The following is a 17,807-nucleotide window of genomic DNA, read 5'->3' as shown; positions in this document are numbered from 1 at the left end:
GGGTATTTAGTTTTCTCAATCTTCAACTTCATTACTATTTAGCATAATCAATGTCCAAAGGTGAATATGCTTAGTCGATAAAAATAGAGACATTTAGCTCTGGGTTGCGACTACAGCGTCATTCAAGCAAATATCAAAATCTATGATGATTGGTATGAATTTTATCTACTCATGTCGTCCATTGAAAAGATGCCAACAAACTATAAATTAGGCTCTATGCTAATTTTACTTGCTCTAGCTAAGGCATCTTGAAGCTTGTTTAACACAGAAAACAGAGTAGGAAAAAAGCTTTTTTGCCGATCTCAGAAGAAATCACAATCTGATTCCAACCCGTTATTTGATTGATGAAATTTTCTTTTCGACCTGAGTTTTTCTGCTAGTGGAACATAATTATCCCACGGGTTGAGGCAGGCAAACTATCCCATTAACATCACGGTATCAATTACATGAATGATGCCATTATCGGCTTCTATATCTGCTGCTAAAACAGTTGCATTCTTCACTTCAAAAGCATCTGAGCAGTCAATCGGAATAGTCGATCCTTCCACTGAAGTGACGGTTCCTAATTGAGCTAGGTCAGCTTTTGTTAGTTTTCCTGAAACAACATGAAACGTCAGAATACGGGCAAGCTGAGGGATATTTTGAACTAATGTTTGAATGGTTCCAGGTGGAAGTTTGGCAAAGGCAGCGTCGTTAGGAGCAAACACTGTGAACGGTCCTGGGCTTTTGAGTGTTTCTACTAACCCTGCGGCTTGAACAGCGGCTACAAGTGTAGTAAATGATCCGGCACCTACTGCAATATCAACAATATCTGGCATAGAAAACAGGGGATAGGGAACAGGTGACAGGAAAAAAGGAGGCTTGGATTAGCTTATTCGTATCGCTTAGATCAAGCGGCAGCTTTGTGCGATCGCGACAGAATACAATCTCTTATCAAGAATAAGTTAACCACTTAACCTTGCTAAAAAGTCACATATTAAATTTTATTGGAATAGATCCAGAAAATTTAAATAAGCGTTGCACGTATCAGACGTTAGCATTATTTGGTTTTTTCAGAAAAACTTGGCTTGTCAGAAATTTTGCTAAATGTCTATCTGTGCAACGCTGTTTTGGAAGGGAGCATAGACTCTTGAAAACTATAATAACGTTTCAGTCCATAAACAAAAATCATTGTTTCCGATTAAAATAATCGAATCTAATCTATGATTCTTACATCGTTTGGGAGATTATCTCTTGAGGCAAGCCACCCTCCATCAGCTCAAAGTTTTTGAAGCCGTCGCTCGTCATAATAGTTTTACGCGCGCTGCCGAGGAACTATTTTTAACTCAGCCGACTGTCTCAATGCAAGTGAAGCAACTCTCTAAAGCAGTGGGACTGCCCTTATTTGAGCAAGTGGGTAAACGGCTGTATCTGACGGATGCAGGCAAAGAACTCTATACGACTTGTCAAGAGATTTTTGAGCGCTTGTCCCAGTTTGAGACGGCGATCGCCGACATAAAAGGACTCAAGCAAGGGGCGCTAAAACTGGCGGTGGTAACCACTGCAAAATATGTGATTCCTCGATTGTTGGGACCGTTTTGTCAACGCTATCCAGGGATAGATGTTTCGCTGATGGTGACGAACCACGAATATGTGATCGATAGCTTGATAAATAATCGCCACGATTTATATATTCTCAGTCAGCCACCCGAAGATTTAGATGTCACAATTCAGCCGTTTTTAGAGAATCCTTTGGTGGTGCTGGCGTGGCGCAACCATCCTTTAGCTAGTGCATCAAACATTCCGCTGAAACGTCTAGCGGAGGAAACATTTATCATGCGAGAACCCGGCTCTGGAACGCGCAAATCCATTCAAAAAGTGTTTGATGAGAGTGGGTTGCCCTTGAAAGTGAAGCTAGATTTGGGCAGCAACGAAGCGATTAAGCAAGCGATCGCGGGGGGGCTGGGCATTTCCGTGCTTTCGCTCCACACGCTTGCCTTGGAAGGTCTTAATAGCCAACTCACCATTTTGGATGTGGAAGACTTTCCGATTCAGCGGTATTGGTATGTGATTTATCCGGCTGGCAAGCAGTTATCGCTGATTGCCCAAACTTTTTTTGATTATTTACTGAACGAAGGCAAAACTATTGCCGAACAAACCGCTTTTCAAGGCGTTTTTAGCCAGGGACACAAGACCGATGGACATGATGGGGCTTCTGAACACTGAGATCACCACCCAATTTCTGGAAAAGTTTTTATGAAACTTGACAGTAACAACCACGCAATAGAGATTATGGATATGTTTTAAGTTTAAGGAAGAGACGATAGCATAAATAAGTTAGAAACAAGTTCCATAGAGTTTCTTACGTCCATAGCCTAGGCGTATTCAGTATCCATGCGTGTTCGGTGGGATGAAGCAAAACAACAGCGAGTTTTAGCAGACCGTGATATTGACTTTGATCAATTGAACGATTTGCTCTACACTCCCTACCTTGAAGACCAGCGCTCTGAGATTCCAGAACAATATCGAATCGTCGGTTTTGCAGATGGGAAATTGACCACATTCATTGTTGAATATCGAGCAGATGATGTGGGTGAATATATTTGGGTTGTCACAGCTTGGAGATCAACGAAACAGGAGCGCAGAAACTATGAACAGCAAATCTACAGAGATTAAAGACATTGAAGAAATTGCTCAGCAGGCTCAATTAGGAGCCGATGTCTCTGAGCATTTCACAGGTCACTTTCAAGCAAAACAGCAAATTAAAATCACTTTGCCATTAGAGTTGCTGCGAAGCATTGAGGCAGAGTGCCAACTGCAAAAAATTGACCAACAAGACTGGATCAAAATGGTTTGTGCCGAAAAAATTCGTGATCTGCAAGTGAGCCGAATCTCAAAAGCTGGTTAACTCTAGTCCATCCTGAACATTCCCCGCACAAGGCGAATTGCATGGAGGTTGGCGATCGCGGCGACAAAGTTAAAAGCACTTTATTAAATTTAGTAACTAAATCCTAAAAGTTTTCGGGTTTAAGTCACGAAGTAAGAAATATGCAAGTAGGTCTACTAAATAGCTCCTTCGCTAGAAGTATGCATGGATAGCCGCGCAAAGCATCAGGGCAATTTAGTTTATACCAGCATAAAGATCTTCAAGATGACCACTCCTCAACCAAAACCTTTAGAACTTGCTAAACAGGGTAATGAACAAGCAATTGCTTTCCTGATTAATCGATCCTTAATATCTAAAGGCATTACAGCAAAGACCGCTTTTAAAGATGGTTGCTTGCAGATAATGCTAGAAGCTGCTCAAATACCAGACAAACAAACTCTCGCTCCATTCATTCATAGAGGCGTAAAAGGTTTAGGAGTAGCATCAGTCCAAAAATTGAAAGTTTATGGAAGGCAAGCAGGCGTAGCACGTCCAGCTTGGAGTCAAGAATTTGATTTGTCAGAATTGTCTGAAACCTCTGCTAATAAGCTAGGCGGCAAACAAACTGAGCAGATTAATGAGGCGCGATCTGCATCTCCAGCAAGTTCTAGTTCGGATGGTGAAGCTAGGAACAAAGAACTCGATGGGACAGATAAAAACCTTTTTGAGAAGATCCAAGCCATGTCAACCATAACCCTTCATCCCTTGGTTGAACCAGCGATTGGTGTTTTGATTTTTCTTATTATTGGTGGACTTTACATGGTTAGTTCATCTTCTAGCAGCAAGCAGTCTAACCGTCGTACTGTAAGCAGTGCAGACTTTCCGGGCGAATGGATGCTGACTATAGATAAGGGTGAATTGATCTGTAAAGCTCCCAGTACCATCGTGTTCATCGCCCCCGACGGAGCACAATACGCTGTGAATGGCACAGCAACCAGTAGAGGTTATGCTGATATTCAACCTATTTGGAAAGATAATCCTGAAATTCCTGGTACTAGAATTAATATTAGTCCCTTGATTAGTAAAGGTCTGGAACTTTGTAAGTAGGGCTAGGGATGGAGTATGGTACAAGCAACTGCGAAGCATTACGCTAATTGCTTATGTGCTACGTAGTCGGCGAAATCGCATGTCAATTTTTTATTGGTGAGCCAATTAGTTCCATCTAGCTGCAAAGTTTCTGTTCTCGACTTAATAACTTTATCAATGCATCATCGATCGCACCGCTGGAAAACAATTGGAATGTATGTCCTATTAGGGACGATCGCGATCGCGATGCTGATTCCGCTGGTGTGGCTGGTCAGCACCTCGCTGAAGTCGCCGACGGAGGATATTTTTCAGTTTCCGCCGCGTTTGATTCCTAGTCAGCCGACGTTTCAAAACTTTGCCACGGTTTGGAAGTCCCATCCGTTTGGGCGCTATATCACCAATAGTGTGATTGTTTCCGTGCTAACGGTAGCCCTGAATTTACTGTTTTGCTCTCTGGCAGCGTATCCTTTAGCGCGGCTCCAGTTTCGGGGGCGGGAGGCGATTTTTGCGGCGATCGTGGCAACGATTATGATCCCGTTTCAGATTGTGATGATTCCGCTGTATGTGCTGGCGGTGCAGTTGGGCTTACGGAATACTTATTTAGGAATTATTTTTCCAGCGATCGCGTCTGCTTTTGGCATTTTCCTATTGCGACAAGCGTTTCAAGGGGTGCCCAAAGAACTCGAAGAAGCCGCGCGGATTGATGGCTGCACTGAGCTTGGCATCTGGTGGTATGTGATGCTGCCGTCCATTCGTCCCGCTTTAGTCACTCTGGCAATTTTTGTTTTTATTGGCTCTTGGAGCGATTTTCTGTGGCCCCTGATTGTCCTCGATCGCCCAGAATATTACACGCTGCCTCTGGGCGTTGCTTCTCTAGCTGGCACGTTCTCTCTGGATTGGCGCTTAATTGCCGCCGGGTCTGTGATTTCCATTGCGCCGATTATCCTATTCTTTTTGCTGATGCAGCGCTATATTGTGCCGACCGAAGCCGCCAGTGGAGTGAAGGGGTAATCTTGCTAGACTAAGTGAAACAAAGAAGGATTCTTTAATGCTGACTGCGCTGCTGTTTGATTGAGATGGCACCCTGACGAAAACCGATCCGATTCCGAACCTGGAAAGAGATATTACGGGACTATGGGCTGGAGATAGACCGCCTATTTTATGACGGGTAGGTGTCTAGCTAAGTAGCTTTTCATGCCTATCTGAATATTTGAAGGACTATTCTGTATGATTCGCCCTTTTTTTGGTAAAAAATCCATCACGGCATCGATCGCCCTAGCGATAGGAATAGCGATCGCAATTTCGCCCCTCGTTGCCCTAGCCCAACAATATACGCCTCCTAGGCGCGGCATCCCAGGACGACGAGACGGGGCAGGAACCCGTAGCCCCAATGACTGTGTTTCTAGTAAAATGCCACTGACCGCTTTATCTCCAACGGATAGTTTTAGCACCACCACGTCTCAAACTCCGACGCTATTTTGGTATATTCCCAAAACGAAAGCTGGGATGGGAGAACTGCGAATCACAGATGATAGCGATCAAGATATCTATAGCGCTCTGATTCCTTTGAAGGGTGGCTCCGGGGTATTGAGTCATCTATTATCCCAGTCGGTGACCAATGACATGGAATTAGGAAGAGACTATCGCTGGCAATTTACATTGATCTGCGATGCCGGACAGCCAGCCAGAAATCCATTTGTGGAGGGTATTGTCCAGCGAATTGAGATTAGTAGTGGGCTGACCAGTGCGTTGCAAAAGGCGACCAATGTCCGCGATCGCGCTTCAATCTATGCGTCTTCTGGTATTTGGCAAGATGCGATCGCGACTTTGGCACAAGAACGCTGCACCAGCCCCAAGGATCTGGCGTTGCTTACCAGTTGGAACACCTTGCTAAAATCGGTGCGGTTAGAAGCCGTTGCCCAGGAAACCCTCAGCCTGACCTGCACAACGATTAGCGACAAAAAATAGGATGGACGAATATTAAGCTTGCAAAACTAAATGCCGATCTAGTCCCTGAGGATGCTACAACATTCACAATATTTAGGCACGGGTATGCGCCCTCACGTTTCGATTGTCATTACGACTTACAACCGAGCAGCTTTTTTAGGCACCGCGATTGCCAGCGTTTTACAGCAGACCTATCAAGATTTTGAGCTATTGATTTGGGATGATGGCTCCACCGATGGGTCGTTTGAACTGGCTCAGGCGTACGCTCAACGCGATCGCCGAGTGCGGGTGATTAAAACTGAAAATCGAGGGCGAGTCGCCGCGCTTGCTGCCGCCATTGCTCACACCACTGGCACCTATCTCGGCTGGGTGGATAGTGATGATTGGCTGGCACCCACTGCCCTAGAGAAAACGATCGCTGCCCTAGATGCGGATGCCAGCACTGGCATGGTTTATACCGACTATGTAGATGTGGATCAACAGGGGCAGATCCTCCAACGGGGGCATCGCTGTCATGTGCCCTATTCCAAAGAGCGACTGCTGGTTGAGTTTATGACCTTTCACTTTCGCTTGCTGCGGCGATCGCTCTATGAACAGGTGGGCGGTATTGATGGTTCCATAAACTTTGTGGAAGATTACGATCTCTGCCTGCGTCTATCTGAAATTACCCAAATTCGCCGCGTCCGTGAGCCGCTTTACTACTACCGCATCCACTCTGGCAGTTTTTCTCAGCAGTTTGCTTTAGACCAGGTGCTGCATAGCCGAATCGTGATTCACCGGGCATTACAGCGGCGCGGGATGGCTCAGACCCATGAACTTGAGGTAGACCTACCCAACGGACGCTTTATTCTACGGCGTAAGCCTTCTCTCCCAACACCGTTTGCTCGACTGATTCCACTGCTAGCCGTGTTTCCAATCGTGGCAAGTATGGGCACCGTGGCTCAGGCTCAAATTGCGCCTGCTGCCGATGGCACGAATACGATCGTGACCCCTGCGGGCAACCGCTTTGACATTGGGGGTGGCTCTTTGTCGGGCGATCGCGCCAACTTATTCCACAGCTTCGAGCAATTTGGACTCAACCCAGGACAAATCGCCAACTTTCTTGCCAATCCTCAACTGCAAAACATTTTGGGGCGCGTAGTTGGCAACAATCCTTCGGTGATCAACGGGCTGATTCAAGTCAGCGGCGGCACTCCGAATCTATTTTTGCTCAACCCCGCCGGAATTGTTTTTGGTACGAATGCCAGCTTGAATGTCCCCGGTTCGTTTACTGCCACTACGGCAAACGCGATCGGGTTTGGCAATGGCGCTTGGTTTAATGCGATCGCTGCCAACGACTACGTTAACTTGACTGGCAATCCCAATCGCTTTGCATTTTCTGCAATCGCGCCAGGGTCAATTATCAACGCTGGCAATCTGGCAGTGGGACAAGGGCAAAGCATTACCCTCCTAGGCGGCACCATCGTTAACACGGGCAGTCTCTCCGCCCCCAATGGCAGTATTACGATCGCTGCCGTCCCTGGAGAAAACCTGGTACGCCTCAGTCAGTCAGGGAGTTTACTCAATCTAGAATTTCAGCCGCTTGCCGCCTCGGCTCTCCCTGCATCCCCCGCGCCAACCCTGCCCCAACTTCTTACAGGCGGCAATCTCAGCAACGCTACCGGACTGACCATTAACCCCAATGGCTCCGTTCAGTTAACCAATGGTGTCATCATTCCGACCACTGCTGGCACCGCGATCGTCAGCGGTCAAGTGTCTGTGGCAAATCCTCAAGCCTCGACTCTATCCCCTAGCTCCTCTATCACCGTTGTGGGTAGCAAGGTCGGTCTGGTTAATGCCAACTTAGATGCCTCCGGACTCAATGGCGGCGGCACTATCCGGGTTGGCGGCGACTATCAAGGCGCTACTACCCTACCCACTGCCAGTCAAACATACATCAGCCCTGACTCGACGCTCAAAGCCGATGCGGTGCAGCAGGGCAACGGCGGCAGAGTGATTGTCTGGGCAGATAAAACAACCCAATTTGGCGGTACTATCACGGCTCGCGGCGGTGCAATAAGCGGCGACGGCGGTTTTGTGGAAGTATCAGGTAAGGAGAAGTTGCAGTATCGAGGCACCGTGGATACGTCGGCGGCAAACGGCAACATCGGAAGGCTGTTACTTGATCCAACTGACATTTTTATTCAGGCAGGAGCAGGGACGAGCGGGTTTACAGGGCAACTACTCTTTGCAGATGTAGGTCCAACTACCATTTTTCAAAGTGAACTACAACCCTTAGCGAATCTTGTCATTCAGGCGACGAATAGTATTACGTTTGACCCCGCGATCGCAACGCTTACTTTTACTCCTATTTTGGGCAGCATTGCGTTTCAAGCGGGCGGCTCGATTAATACCAATGGAACAAATATTGTTGCCCCGCTAAAAAATATTACCTTTACCGCCGACAGCCTTTCCCTTGGAAGCATCAACACATCCGGTGGGACTTTTGGAAGTGGAGGTAATATTACATTGCAGGCAACCGGAAACATCACAGCAGGTGAGTTAATTGCCAATGGCTATGGCTATGGTTTGCCTCAAACAGGGGGAGCTATTCGCGTTACCAGTACTACCGGATCGATCGCAGTGGGTGCAATTCAATCCTCAGCAGCAGCGGGATCTGACGGTCCAGTTTCGGGCAATACCGTCTCCTTAATCACCAACAGTAATGGGGGAAATATCAGCTTTCAAAGTATTGACACCCGGGGTGCTGATTTCGCAGGTTCGCAGGGAGGCGATGTGATTATCTCCGCGATGGGGCAGGTGAGAGGAACGGGGCAGGTTGCTACGTCCCTAGGCAATACCATTGTGACCAGCGGAGGGGGAGGCGCACTCAGCGGCACGATTCGCATTACCCATGATGGCGGACCGACGAATCAACCGTTCACAGTGCAGAATGGGGCGATTACTGCGACCAGTGGTAACGGCACAGCATTTGCTCTCAACGCTCTTGATGTAGGAGCCGCAGATGCGCTAATTTCGGGGCAAACTTTTGGATTTTCCCCGGCTCCCTTTACGACCCCCAGCGGCAAGATTCAGATTACTTTCAATAACAGTACGCCAACACTCAATCCGATCGCGCCTTTACCTGCTACGACGATTAATCAACCATTAAATTTTTCAGTTGCCTCTTTAGGGTTAGTCACGGCTGACCTGAATGCGGATAGCCCTTTGACGATCCGAGTCGTCGCGATCGCCCCAGGAGCCATCCTCCGAATTAACGGAGTTGATGCCATTCTAGGGACGGTCATTCCACCAGATGCAACGTTGGAGTTTGTGCCGCCACCTGGATTTTCTGGGCTGCTGAGCAATGCGTTTTCCGTGACGGTGGATGATGTGATTTCGGTGTCTGCGCCACGGGCGATCGCCCTCAATGTTCGTTCAACTGATATTCCCAATATCTGCGTGTTAACGACTTGCCAAGTCCTTGATCCCAAATTTGATAATCCTGCTGCACCCGAATTTTCGCTTGAGAGCATTGCTGCGGAACAGCGCTTTACCGATGCGTTTTCGGTTCATTTAGGGCTACCTGAAACGCCACCGAAATCCATTGATCAGCAAAAGGAAATTGCCCAAACGATTGAGCGAGAAACTGGGGCAAAACCGGCTTTTATTTACATTAACTTTGTACCGGAATCTTTGAGGGCGGCGGATGAAGCGATTTTAAGCGGGAATGGAAGCAGTGAGGTTAGCCGCGATCGCCCTACCGATCAGCTTGAAATTTTGGTGGTGACTGCAAAGGGCGATGTGATCCGGCGACGGATTCCGGCGGCAACCCGTGGCGAAGTGCTGGCATTGGCGCAGGCATTTCGGCTGGAAGTCTCTGATCCGCGTAAAACTCGGACTAAGCGCTATTTGGAAATGGGTCAAGAGTTGTATGGCTGGTTGGTTGCACCCGTGATTGAGCAACTCCAGCTTCGCGAAATCACCAATTTGGTGTTTTTGATGGATACCGGGCTGCGATCGCTGCCGATTGCCGCCCTGCATGATGGGCAAAGCTTTTTGGTAGAAAAATATAGCATTGGCTTAATGCCTAGCCTTAGCCTAACGGATACGCGCTTTCGGAAGATTCAAGACTTAAAGCTGTTGGGGCTAGGCATTTCTGAAAGTACGGGAGGACAAATTCCGCTGCCAGCCGTGCCCGTAGAAGTTTCGACCCTGGTGAATCAGCTTTGGTCAGGGAGATCTTATCTGAACGAAACTGCTACCCTCGACGCTCTAAAAGCGGCTCGACAGCAGCAGCCCTACGGAATTATTCATTTGGCGACTCACGCAGACTTTCAACCGGGCAGCATTGGCAATTCTTTTATTCAGCTATGGAACGAACGGCTGCGAATGGATCAGATCCGTCAACTGGGCTGGAATGACCCGCCTGTTGAACTGCTGGTGCTGAGTGCTTGTTCAACGGCACTGGGCGATCGCGATGCCGAACTGGGCTTTGGCGGACTGGCGGTGCAGGCGGGCGTGAAAACCGCCGTTGCAAGCCTGTGGGCAGTCAATGATGTGGCAACCACCGCGCTGATTGCCCGATTTTATGGAGAGTTGCAATCGGCACCGATTAAAGCCGAAGCGCTGCGCCAAGCCCAAATTGCCATGATTAAGGGACAAATATCGATTGACGGCAACCAAATTTTAGGCGCAAAAGATACGCCAATTCTGTTGCCGGAAGACACCCTCACCACCCGCGATCGCGTCCTCAGCCATCCCTATTACTGGGCACCCTTCACCATGATTGGTAGCCCGTGGTGAAAATGACGAAGTGCGAAGTGCGAAGTGCGAAGGATAGAGTTTTAAGTTTTGAGTTTTGTTCGCGTAGCATTGACCTAGGAAATATTTTGAGTTTTTAATTCGTAATTCGCCACTCGTAATTCGCCACTCGTAATTCGTCACTCTCGTTCGACCAAAATGACATTTTCAGTGACTTTTTCAAAGGTGTCGTCGTGGCTGATGACGAACAGTTGGCGGAAGGTTTTGATGTTGGCGATCGCTTCGGCGAGTTGATCCCGGCGCATTCGATCCATGTTGGTGGTGGGTTCATCGAAAAAGGCGATGTCGATGTCTGCCAGAATTTTCAGCAGTGCCAGCCGAACCGCGAGGGCAGCGCACATTTGTTCGCCCCCGGACAAGTTCACAAAGCGGCGAGGATGCGCGCCTTCTTGAATCACAATTTCGTAATCCCGCGTCCATTGCAGGCTGACATTGGGACGGTTGAGCAGTTCTCGCAAAAGTTTGTCGGCTTCACGGGAAATGCTGTGGATGTAGCGTTCGGTGATGCGAGGTCCCGCTTCTTTGTAGGCTTTGCGGGCAAATTTGATGAAGCGTTCGGTTTCCTTTTTCTGGTCTAAAGCAGTCTGAGCGATCGCCCGTTTTTGGCTCACGGCTTCCAGTTTGCTCAACTGCTGATCCAGTTCTGCCAATAGTTTGAGTTCCACGGGCAGCAAAGCGCTAAGAGCAACTTTTTGATCATTCGCGGCTTGATAGCTTGCCTGCACGGTTTGAAAGTGGTTTGGGTCAAAGGTTTGCTGGAGGCGATCGCGTTCTTCCGTGGCTTTGAGGGTTGCCTGCTGCAATTGTTGTAAAGCAGCGGTAGCTTCCTCAACGTGCTGCTGGCGTTGTTTGCGGGTGTTTGCCAGTTCTCGCTGTGCCATATAGGTTTCGTAAGCAGCGCGATACGTGTCTTTAATAGTCTGCTGAGCCTCTACCTGTTCTGAAAGGGTGGCAAAGGCGGTAAGTTGAGTGTTGATGTGGGAGATCGCGGCTTCCAAAGTGCTGAGGACGGCTTGAAGTTGGACGGCTTCCGTTTGCACCGTTGCCGCTTGCTGCAATTCTTCTTGCCGCAGTTGAATTCGTCCTTTGGGATTATTCAGCGTTTCTAATTCTGCTGCCAGAGTTGCCTGCTGCTGGCGCAATTCGGGTTCTGCGGTTAAGTGATTTTGTAGCTCCACTAGGCTGGCTTGTAAATCTGTTTGCTCTTGGCTGAGTTCCGCCTGATTATCCAAAAGCCGCTGTAAACTGGCAACCTGCGCCTGGTGCTGACGGGCGGTTTGTAGGGTCGTTTGAATCGTCTGTAACTGCTGCTCTAGTTTGGTAACAGCGGTTTGTTCTGACAAATCCTTCAAAATAGTTTGCAACGCGGTAATAAATTGTTGCTGACAATCGGTGCCGCTTTGCAGCGTGATTAACACTGCTTCCAGCGAAGCTGCCCAGGGTGGAGCTTTTTGCTGAAGATCTTTGAGCGTGGCGATCGCCTGTTGTGCCTGAGTAGAAAAGCGATCGCTGGCTACCTGAGATTGAGTGAATAATCGCTGCAAATCGGCTTCAAACTGGCTGGCGGCGACAATTCGGCTCAGATGTTGTTGTAGGCGCTGTTGCTGTTGCTCCAGCATCGGAATTTCATCCACGGATAGCTGTAACTCTCGCAGTCGGGCAATGTCTTTGGCAAGCTGAGTTTGGCGGGTTTGCGTTTGCACCAGTCGTTTCTCTTGTTGCTGGAGGGTTTGCCGCTGGCTGAGGCAGTTTTGTAGATGCTGAGTCAGTAATTGCTGCGCTTTTTCTAGCTCAATTTGGCGGTGGGCAAGCGGTTCTAGCTGTTGGATTTCTTGCTGAGCATTTGCCAGACGGGCAAGCTGCACGGTGACTTTGGCAAGAGCCGTTTGGCGATCGCTGCGGGTTGCTTCCTGCTGTCGCCGTTCTTTCTGGAGTCTCTGTTCGACTTGGCGTTGTTGTTCGAGATCTTGCTGGGCTGACTCCGCTGCCAAAAAAGCCTGATACGCCTCTCGCTGTGCCGTACAGATCGCCACGGCTCCCTCTGCTTGAGCAAGATCATTCTGAGATCGCTGCAACTGCACCGTTTGAGTTTGGTGCTGCCCTGCTAATTGCGCTAGCTGAGTGTCCAACTGCTGCGATCGCGTTGCCAAGGATGCCAGAGTTTCCTGCTCCTGCCTCAAGTCCGCCAATCGTGTTTCTGATTGCGATAATTCTGCTTGGGCTTGGGCGATCGCGGTTTTCTGCGCCAGTCGTTTCTGCTGCAACTCCTCTAACTGCTGCAACTCTTCATCGTAATGGGCGATTTCTCGCTCCAATAGTTCCACCTGGTTTTTGGCATATTTTTCCAGGTCGTTCAGTTGCTTATACGTCTGCTGGTATTCCTCAACCTTAAGGATTTTGTCAAAAATTGGTTTACGCTTTTCCCTAGTCAGCAAAAAATCTGCGGTGAAGGTGCCTTGGGGAACGCCAATCGTGCTGGAAAAAAGCTGGCTCAAATCCGTGCCCGGTGAAACGCCCAAATGCTGCCGCAACCAAGGCAACACTTCCTCCTTAATCCGGCTGTAGGGCAGGCGCTCGTTTAGTTGAGGATCATACAAAGTGTAGCTTTTAGTCGTGCAGCGCTGAACTTCATAGGTGCGCCCATCGCGCGTGGAAACAAAAGTGACTCGCACTTGGGCACTCGCCGCCCCGTTGCGGATCAGGTCGTCTTTGTTATAGTCGCCGGAATAGTCAAATAATACCCAGGCGATCGCTTCTAAAATACTGGTTTTGCCTGCACCATTTTCACCGCAAATTGCGTTGGTTCCCGGTTGAAACGCAAAATGGCGATCGCTGTGAGATTTAAAGTTGTTGAGCGTAACTGAAAGAATTTCCATAGACCATCTAACTAAAAAGAAGAGAGAAGGAAGAAGAGAAGGGAAAACATGTCACTTTCAACTTCTTACCCATCTTTTCCAAGAGTGATTGAGTCTCCTAAAGCAATGGGATACTCTTAATCTAAGAGGGATAGGGAAGTTTTGAGTTCTGAGTACAAAGATACTTCCTTTTTGCCCCTGCCTCCTGATTCCGTTTGGCTGACCCTGCCCTTTGCTTCTCGCCTTAAGTATGCCCGTTAGATTGAAGGACGATTCGATCGCTCGCAGTATGATGATGCTGTGTTTAGGAACGGCGGGAGTGCTGGCGCTGACTCAATGGCAAATCATGGCGGGTCGTTTTGATGGGGTAACTTCTCAAATGGTGGCATTGCCAGATAAAGAGCGATCGCAACAGTCGCTTGTGGTCATAAACCAATCCATGCAACCGCCCACAAACCCCGATCCTCAACCTGCTGCCAATTCTGCAATTACACCGCTAGAAGCAAAATCTGACCCTGTAGCAAAAACAGATGCTCGTGTGGTTGTGAATTTAAGTGAACGGCGAGTTCAGGTTTATCAGGGTAGCCAACTGCTCGATAGTTACGCGATCGCGGTTGCCAAACCGGGCTGGGAAACGCCAACGGGCACCTTTCGAGTATCAGAAATGGAGCCAAATCCTACCTGGGTACATCCCATCACAGGGATTGCCGTTCCACCGGGAAACGATAATCCTTTGGGGGCTGCCTGGATTGGCTTTTTGTCGAATGAAGCAGGGGAAATCGGTTTTCACGGCACCAATCAAGAAGAACTGATTGGAGAAGCGGTTTCCCATGGCTGTCTGCGGATGCGAAACGAAGATGTGAAAGCGCTATATAGTCACATTGTCACAGGAACGCCAGTGGTTGTTGAGCAATAAAACACCGCCTGTGACATGGGTTGCCCTGTCTGTACTCTAGTGCGATCGCCCCAACTCACCTGGTTAGAAACCGCCTAACTTTGATCAATCGAAGTAGCCGCAGGGTGTGCAAAGCAGGGTTAGAATAAGGGCGAATTAGTTGGCACCGCAGATAATGTCATCTCAAATTAGAAAACTTACGGGTATCCCGACTCAGCAACGCCCTAAATTTATAATTAAAGATTAAAGCTTGATTTCCTAATGCTGAACGTACATTTAAGCCCGTAAAAGTTATTTCAATTTTGCCAACCAATTCGGTGCTTGACAGGTTTTATAGGTCGTTTGAAGGGGTTGATTATGCAGACCGAGTTTTTCCCATCCGGGATGCAAGAGACTTTTTCCGACTTGCAGCAGCGATTGCGTGATTTGTGGCGATCAGTAGAAGCGCTTGAGTTAGGGGATACCGATATTGTTGTGGTGCCATCTCTTAGCCTCGATCAACGAGAACTGCAAAAAATTGATGGGTTTCACCACTACGAAGAGCGGCTACTGTTTTCGCTAATTCGGCTGCAAAATCCTCGTACCCGATTGGTCTATGTCACTTCACAGCCGCTACACCCTAGTGTGATTGATTATTACCTGCAACTACTTCCCGGCATCCCTTTTTCCCATGCCCGCGATCGCCTATTGCTACTCTCCACCTACGATTCTTCACTAAGCCCCTTAAGCCAAAAAATTCTCGATCGCCCCCGGTTGATTGCCCGGATTCAGCAGGCGACCCGCCCTAATCGTTGTTTCATGATTTGCTACAACTCCACAATCACAGAGCAAAACTTAGCCGTTCAACTGGGAATCCCCCTCTATGCGCTTGATCCCGGCTTGTTGAAGTGGGGCACTAAAGGGGGTAGCCGCCAAATTTTTGCCGAAACAAACGTTCCCCATCCTGATGGCAGCGACTCGGTGTGGAGCGTCAGTGAACTGGCAACTGCTGCCGCCGAGTTATGGGAGCGCCAACCTAACCTTAAACGGATGGTAGTCAAGCTAAATGAAGGGTTTTCGGGTGAAGGGAATGCGCTGCTGGATCTTCAGCCGATTCAAAATGCTGCACCCGATCGCACCAGTCACTTAGCGCGAGTCGATGCCTTAACAGAGCAGTTTGATCATCTACGTTTTGAAGGAAAAGGCGAAACGTGGGATAACTTCAGTCAGCGTATTCCCGAAATGGGCGCAATTGTCGAAGCCTTTTTGGAAGGAGAAAAGCGATCGCCCAGTGTGCAAGGGCACATCACTCCTCTAGGCGAGGTTGAAATCCTGTCTACCCACGATCAAATTTTAGGTGGACCCAGTGGGCAAATTTATTTGGGCTGTCGGTTTCCAGCCGATGAAGCCTATCGCTTAACGCTGCAAGAGTTAGGAATGCGAATTGGGCGCAATCTGGCACAAAAAGGCGCGATTGAGCGCTTTGCCGTCGATTTTGTCGTGATACATCAACCCAATCAGCCCCAAAAACCAGAATGGGACGTGCAAGCGATCGAAATCAATCTACGAAAAGGCGGCACCACCCACCCGTTTATGACGCTCAAGTTTCTAACCAACGGACGGTATGACCTATCCAGCGGCTTATTTTATAGCCAACAAGGACGACCTAAGTACTACATCGCTACAGATAACTTGCAAAAAGACCAATATCGTGGCGTGCTACCCAATGATCTGATGGATATCATTGCTCACCATCAGCTTCACTTCGACACCAGCACCGAAACAGGCACCGTATTTCACCTCATGGGCTGCCTGTCTGAGTTTGGCAAGCTAGGGCTAACCAGCATTGGCAATTCGCCGCAACAAGCAGAGGACGTTTACAAAAAACTGACCCAAGCAATGGACGAGGAGACACGGTTACTGCCCAAAAACCAGGTCAATCACCACCTCCGCCTACCCATGAATTGGCGAGAGCAGTGTTAAGCCCAAAGGGTTAAGCCAGAAAAGTGAGTATCCGCTTATCGAAGGAGCGGCGTGTTCTGAGATGGAGATTGGATGGTAGATGGAGATTGGATCGATTGAGAGGGAAACAAATCTGGATAGAGTTGTTGTTCTAAAGTTGGGGTTGCAGTTGTTGGAGTTGCAGTCGTTGGAAAGTTTGTAGGGGCAGCAGGAATATTATTCGTCCCATTGATGGGTTGGGTCGTCCCAGCGCTAGATCCGTTTGGCGCGATCGCACCGGGAGTAGTAACAGTAGGAGTAGAGCCATTAGGGATAGGGCGAACCTGCCCAGGCTGCAAAACTTGTCCAGGCTGCAAAACTTGCCCAGGCTGCAAAACTTGTCCAGGCTGCAAAACTTGCCCAGGTTGCAAAACTTGTCCAGGCTGCAAAACTTGTCCGGGCTGCAAAACTTGTCCAGGTTGAGCAATAACCGTCGTGGCAGCCGATGGGGGAGGGGGCGTGAGTCCTAGTAAAGATTGAGCCGTAGGATAGTAGGTTGCCCAACGACCCGCATTAGGATTACTACGCCACTGGTTGCGATTAGCGCGTAGAGTCAATACTTGAACCGTAGATCCTTGATTTTGCCCAGTGACTACGACTGAAAGATCTGAAATTGAACTATTACCATTAAATGCGCTCTGCGTTGCGGCTCTGGCGGCGGCGGTTGCTCGTTGCATAAAGGCATCATAGGTTTCCCCAGCCTGCACATCCAGCACCACATTGGCACGCAGAGGAGCAGTTTGAGCCACCACAGGCGCGATCGCAGTTTCTAGCATCCAGCCTGCCGTCAAGCAAGTGCAGGTGATACTCATCCAAGCGGCGCGCTGCCATTGCTGATGCGTAGTTTGAGCGTTGGAATGCGATCGATTTAATAGCAGCATAACGGGATTCCTAGTCTTAATAAAAGTAACGAGTCAGTCAATAGTTCTTTGATAGTCCGAAAAAGGAAAGCTTTACCAATTGGAGTTAGCCCTTATAGTAGTGATACAGCTATCCAAATAGTGAAATAATGCTAGTGATGAAGCGGTTAGCTGCAAACTACTAATAAGCTCACAAACTAGCTCGGTACTCACTCAATAATCCCTTCTTTAACCCTAGTTCAAAACTATCTTAGGAAAGACTTAGAAAGATGATATGGCCTTCCTTAGACGGATAAAATAAGGTGTATGTCACCTTTGCGCCTTCACCCTAAATCTGGGGAAAGGAGCTGGGGGATGTAGCTTGCTTCCCGCAGAGTGGGCAGTTCTGGAGTCTTCCAGACTGATATACTTCCGTAAAAATACGCCTTAGCGCTAATCAAAAGGAGCCTGAGTCACTTGTCTGCATCCTAACTTTACGTCAGTAAGTTATATCAAGAAATTTAAGATTTTGTCGTGTAAAAACTCAGTTTGGGCAC

At 48.5% G+C, this 17,807-nt stretch carries 12 protein-coding genes; 9 read left to right on the top strand and 3 right to left on the bottom strand.

Annotated features, from left to right (window positions below; translation table 11 throughout):
• Positions 1-416: 416 nt before the first annotated feature.
• Entirely contained in the window at positions 417-818 is a 402-nt protein-coding gene (locus AC1S5B_RS27930; protein WP_482038922.1) for a fasciclin domain-containing protein, read from the bottom strand.
• A 415-nt stretch (positions 819-1,233) separates the two neighbouring features.
• On the opposite strand from AC1S5B_RS27930, the gene AC1S5B_RS27925 reads away from it, so the two are divergent.
• The 7 genes from AC1S5B_RS27925 (at position 1,234) to AC1S5B_RS27895 (ending at position 10,663) form a co-directional block, all read left to right on the top strand.
• Positions 1,234-2,205, top strand: a complete 972-nt coding sequence (locus tag AC1S5B_RS27925; protein ID WP_482038921.1) for a LysR substrate-binding domain-containing protein — start codon at positions 1,234-1,236, stop codon at positions 2,203-2,205.
• Positions 2,206-2,373: 168 nt separating this feature from the next.
• The gene (locus tag AC1S5B_RS27920) at positions 2,374-2,655 is read left to right on the top strand and encodes a BrnT family toxin (protein ID WP_482038920.1); all 282 of its coding nucleotides are present in this window, start codon (positions 2,374-2,376) and stop codon (positions 2,653-2,655) included.
• Positions 2,630-2,887 (top strand): hypothetical protein, encoded by a 258-nt coding sequence (locus AC1S5B_RS27915; RefSeq protein ID WP_482038919.1) that lies wholly within the window; start codon positions 2,630-2,632, stop codon positions 2,885-2,887. Before AC1S5B_RS27920 ends, AC1S5B_RS27915 begins: the two co-directional genes overlap by 26 nt.
• Before the next feature lie 183 nt (positions 2,888-3,070).
• Positions 3,071-3,952: a DUF2511 domain-containing protein gene (locus AC1S5B_RS27910; protein ID WP_482038918.1), complete on the top strand. Its 882-nt coding sequence runs from the start codon at positions 3,071-3,073 to the stop codon at positions 3,950-3,952.
• Positions 3,953-4,108: 156 nt separating this feature from the next.
• Positions 4,109-4,942: a carbohydrate ABC transporter permease gene (locus AC1S5B_RS27905; protein ID WP_482038917.1), complete on the top strand. Its 834-nt coding sequence runs from the start codon at positions 4,109-4,111 to the stop codon at positions 4,940-4,942.
• Between the two features lie 216 nt (positions 4,943-5,158).
• Positions 5,159-5,899 carry a DUF928 domain-containing protein gene (locus AC1S5B_RS27900; RefSeq protein WP_482038916.1) on the top strand — a complete coding sequence of 247 codons (741 nt, stop codon included), beginning with the start codon at positions 5,159-5,161 and terminating at the stop codon, positions 5,897-5,899.
• Positions 5,900-5,950: 51 nt separating this feature from the next.
• On the top strand, positions 5,951-10,663 hold the full coding sequence (locus tag AC1S5B_RS27895; RefSeq protein WP_482038915.1) for a CHAT domain-containing protein: 4,713 nt from the start codon (positions 5,951-5,953) through the stop codon (positions 10,661-10,663).
• Positions 10,664-10,800: 137 nt separating this feature from the next.
• Here the strand turns inward: AC1S5B_RS27895 and AC1S5B_RS27890 are convergent, their stop codons facing one another.
• Positions 10,801-13,557, bottom strand: a complete 2,757-nt coding sequence (locus AC1S5B_RS27890; protein WP_482038914.1) for an AAA family ATPase — start codon at positions 13,555-13,557, stop codon at positions 10,801-10,803.
• Between the two features lie 229 nt (positions 13,558-13,786).
• Here AC1S5B_RS27890 and AC1S5B_RS27885 point away from each other — a divergent pair, with 229 nt between their 5' ends.
• Together AC1S5B_RS27885 and AC1S5B_RS27880 are read left to right on the top strand one after the other, a co-directional pair.
• Positions 13,787-14,452 carry a L,D-transpeptidase gene (locus AC1S5B_RS27885; RefSeq protein WP_482038913.1) on the top strand — a complete coding sequence of 222 codons (666 nt, stop codon included), beginning with the start codon at positions 13,787-13,789 and terminating at the stop codon, positions 14,450-14,452.
• A 336-nt stretch (positions 14,453-14,788) separates the two neighbouring features.
• Positions 14,789-16,393, top strand: coding sequence for a peptide ligase PGM1-related protein (locus AC1S5B_RS27880; RefSeq protein ID WP_482038912.1), 1,605 nt, complete (start codon positions 14,789-14,791; stop codon positions 16,391-16,393).
• 35 nt (positions 16,394-16,428) lie between these two features.
• Here the strand turns inward: AC1S5B_RS27880 and AC1S5B_RS27875 are convergent, their stop codons facing one another.
• Entirely contained in the window at positions 16,429-17,292 is an 864-nt protein-coding gene (locus AC1S5B_RS27875; RefSeq protein WP_482038911.1) for a hypothetical protein, read from the bottom strand.
• Positions 17,293-17,807 lie beyond the last annotated feature (515 nt).

It is taken from the genome of Leptolyngbya sp. CALU 1928, assembly GCF_056784215.1.
The sequence above is the reverse complement of the archived record's forward strand: the minus strand, read 5'-3'. Positions and strand labels throughout refer to the sequence as shown.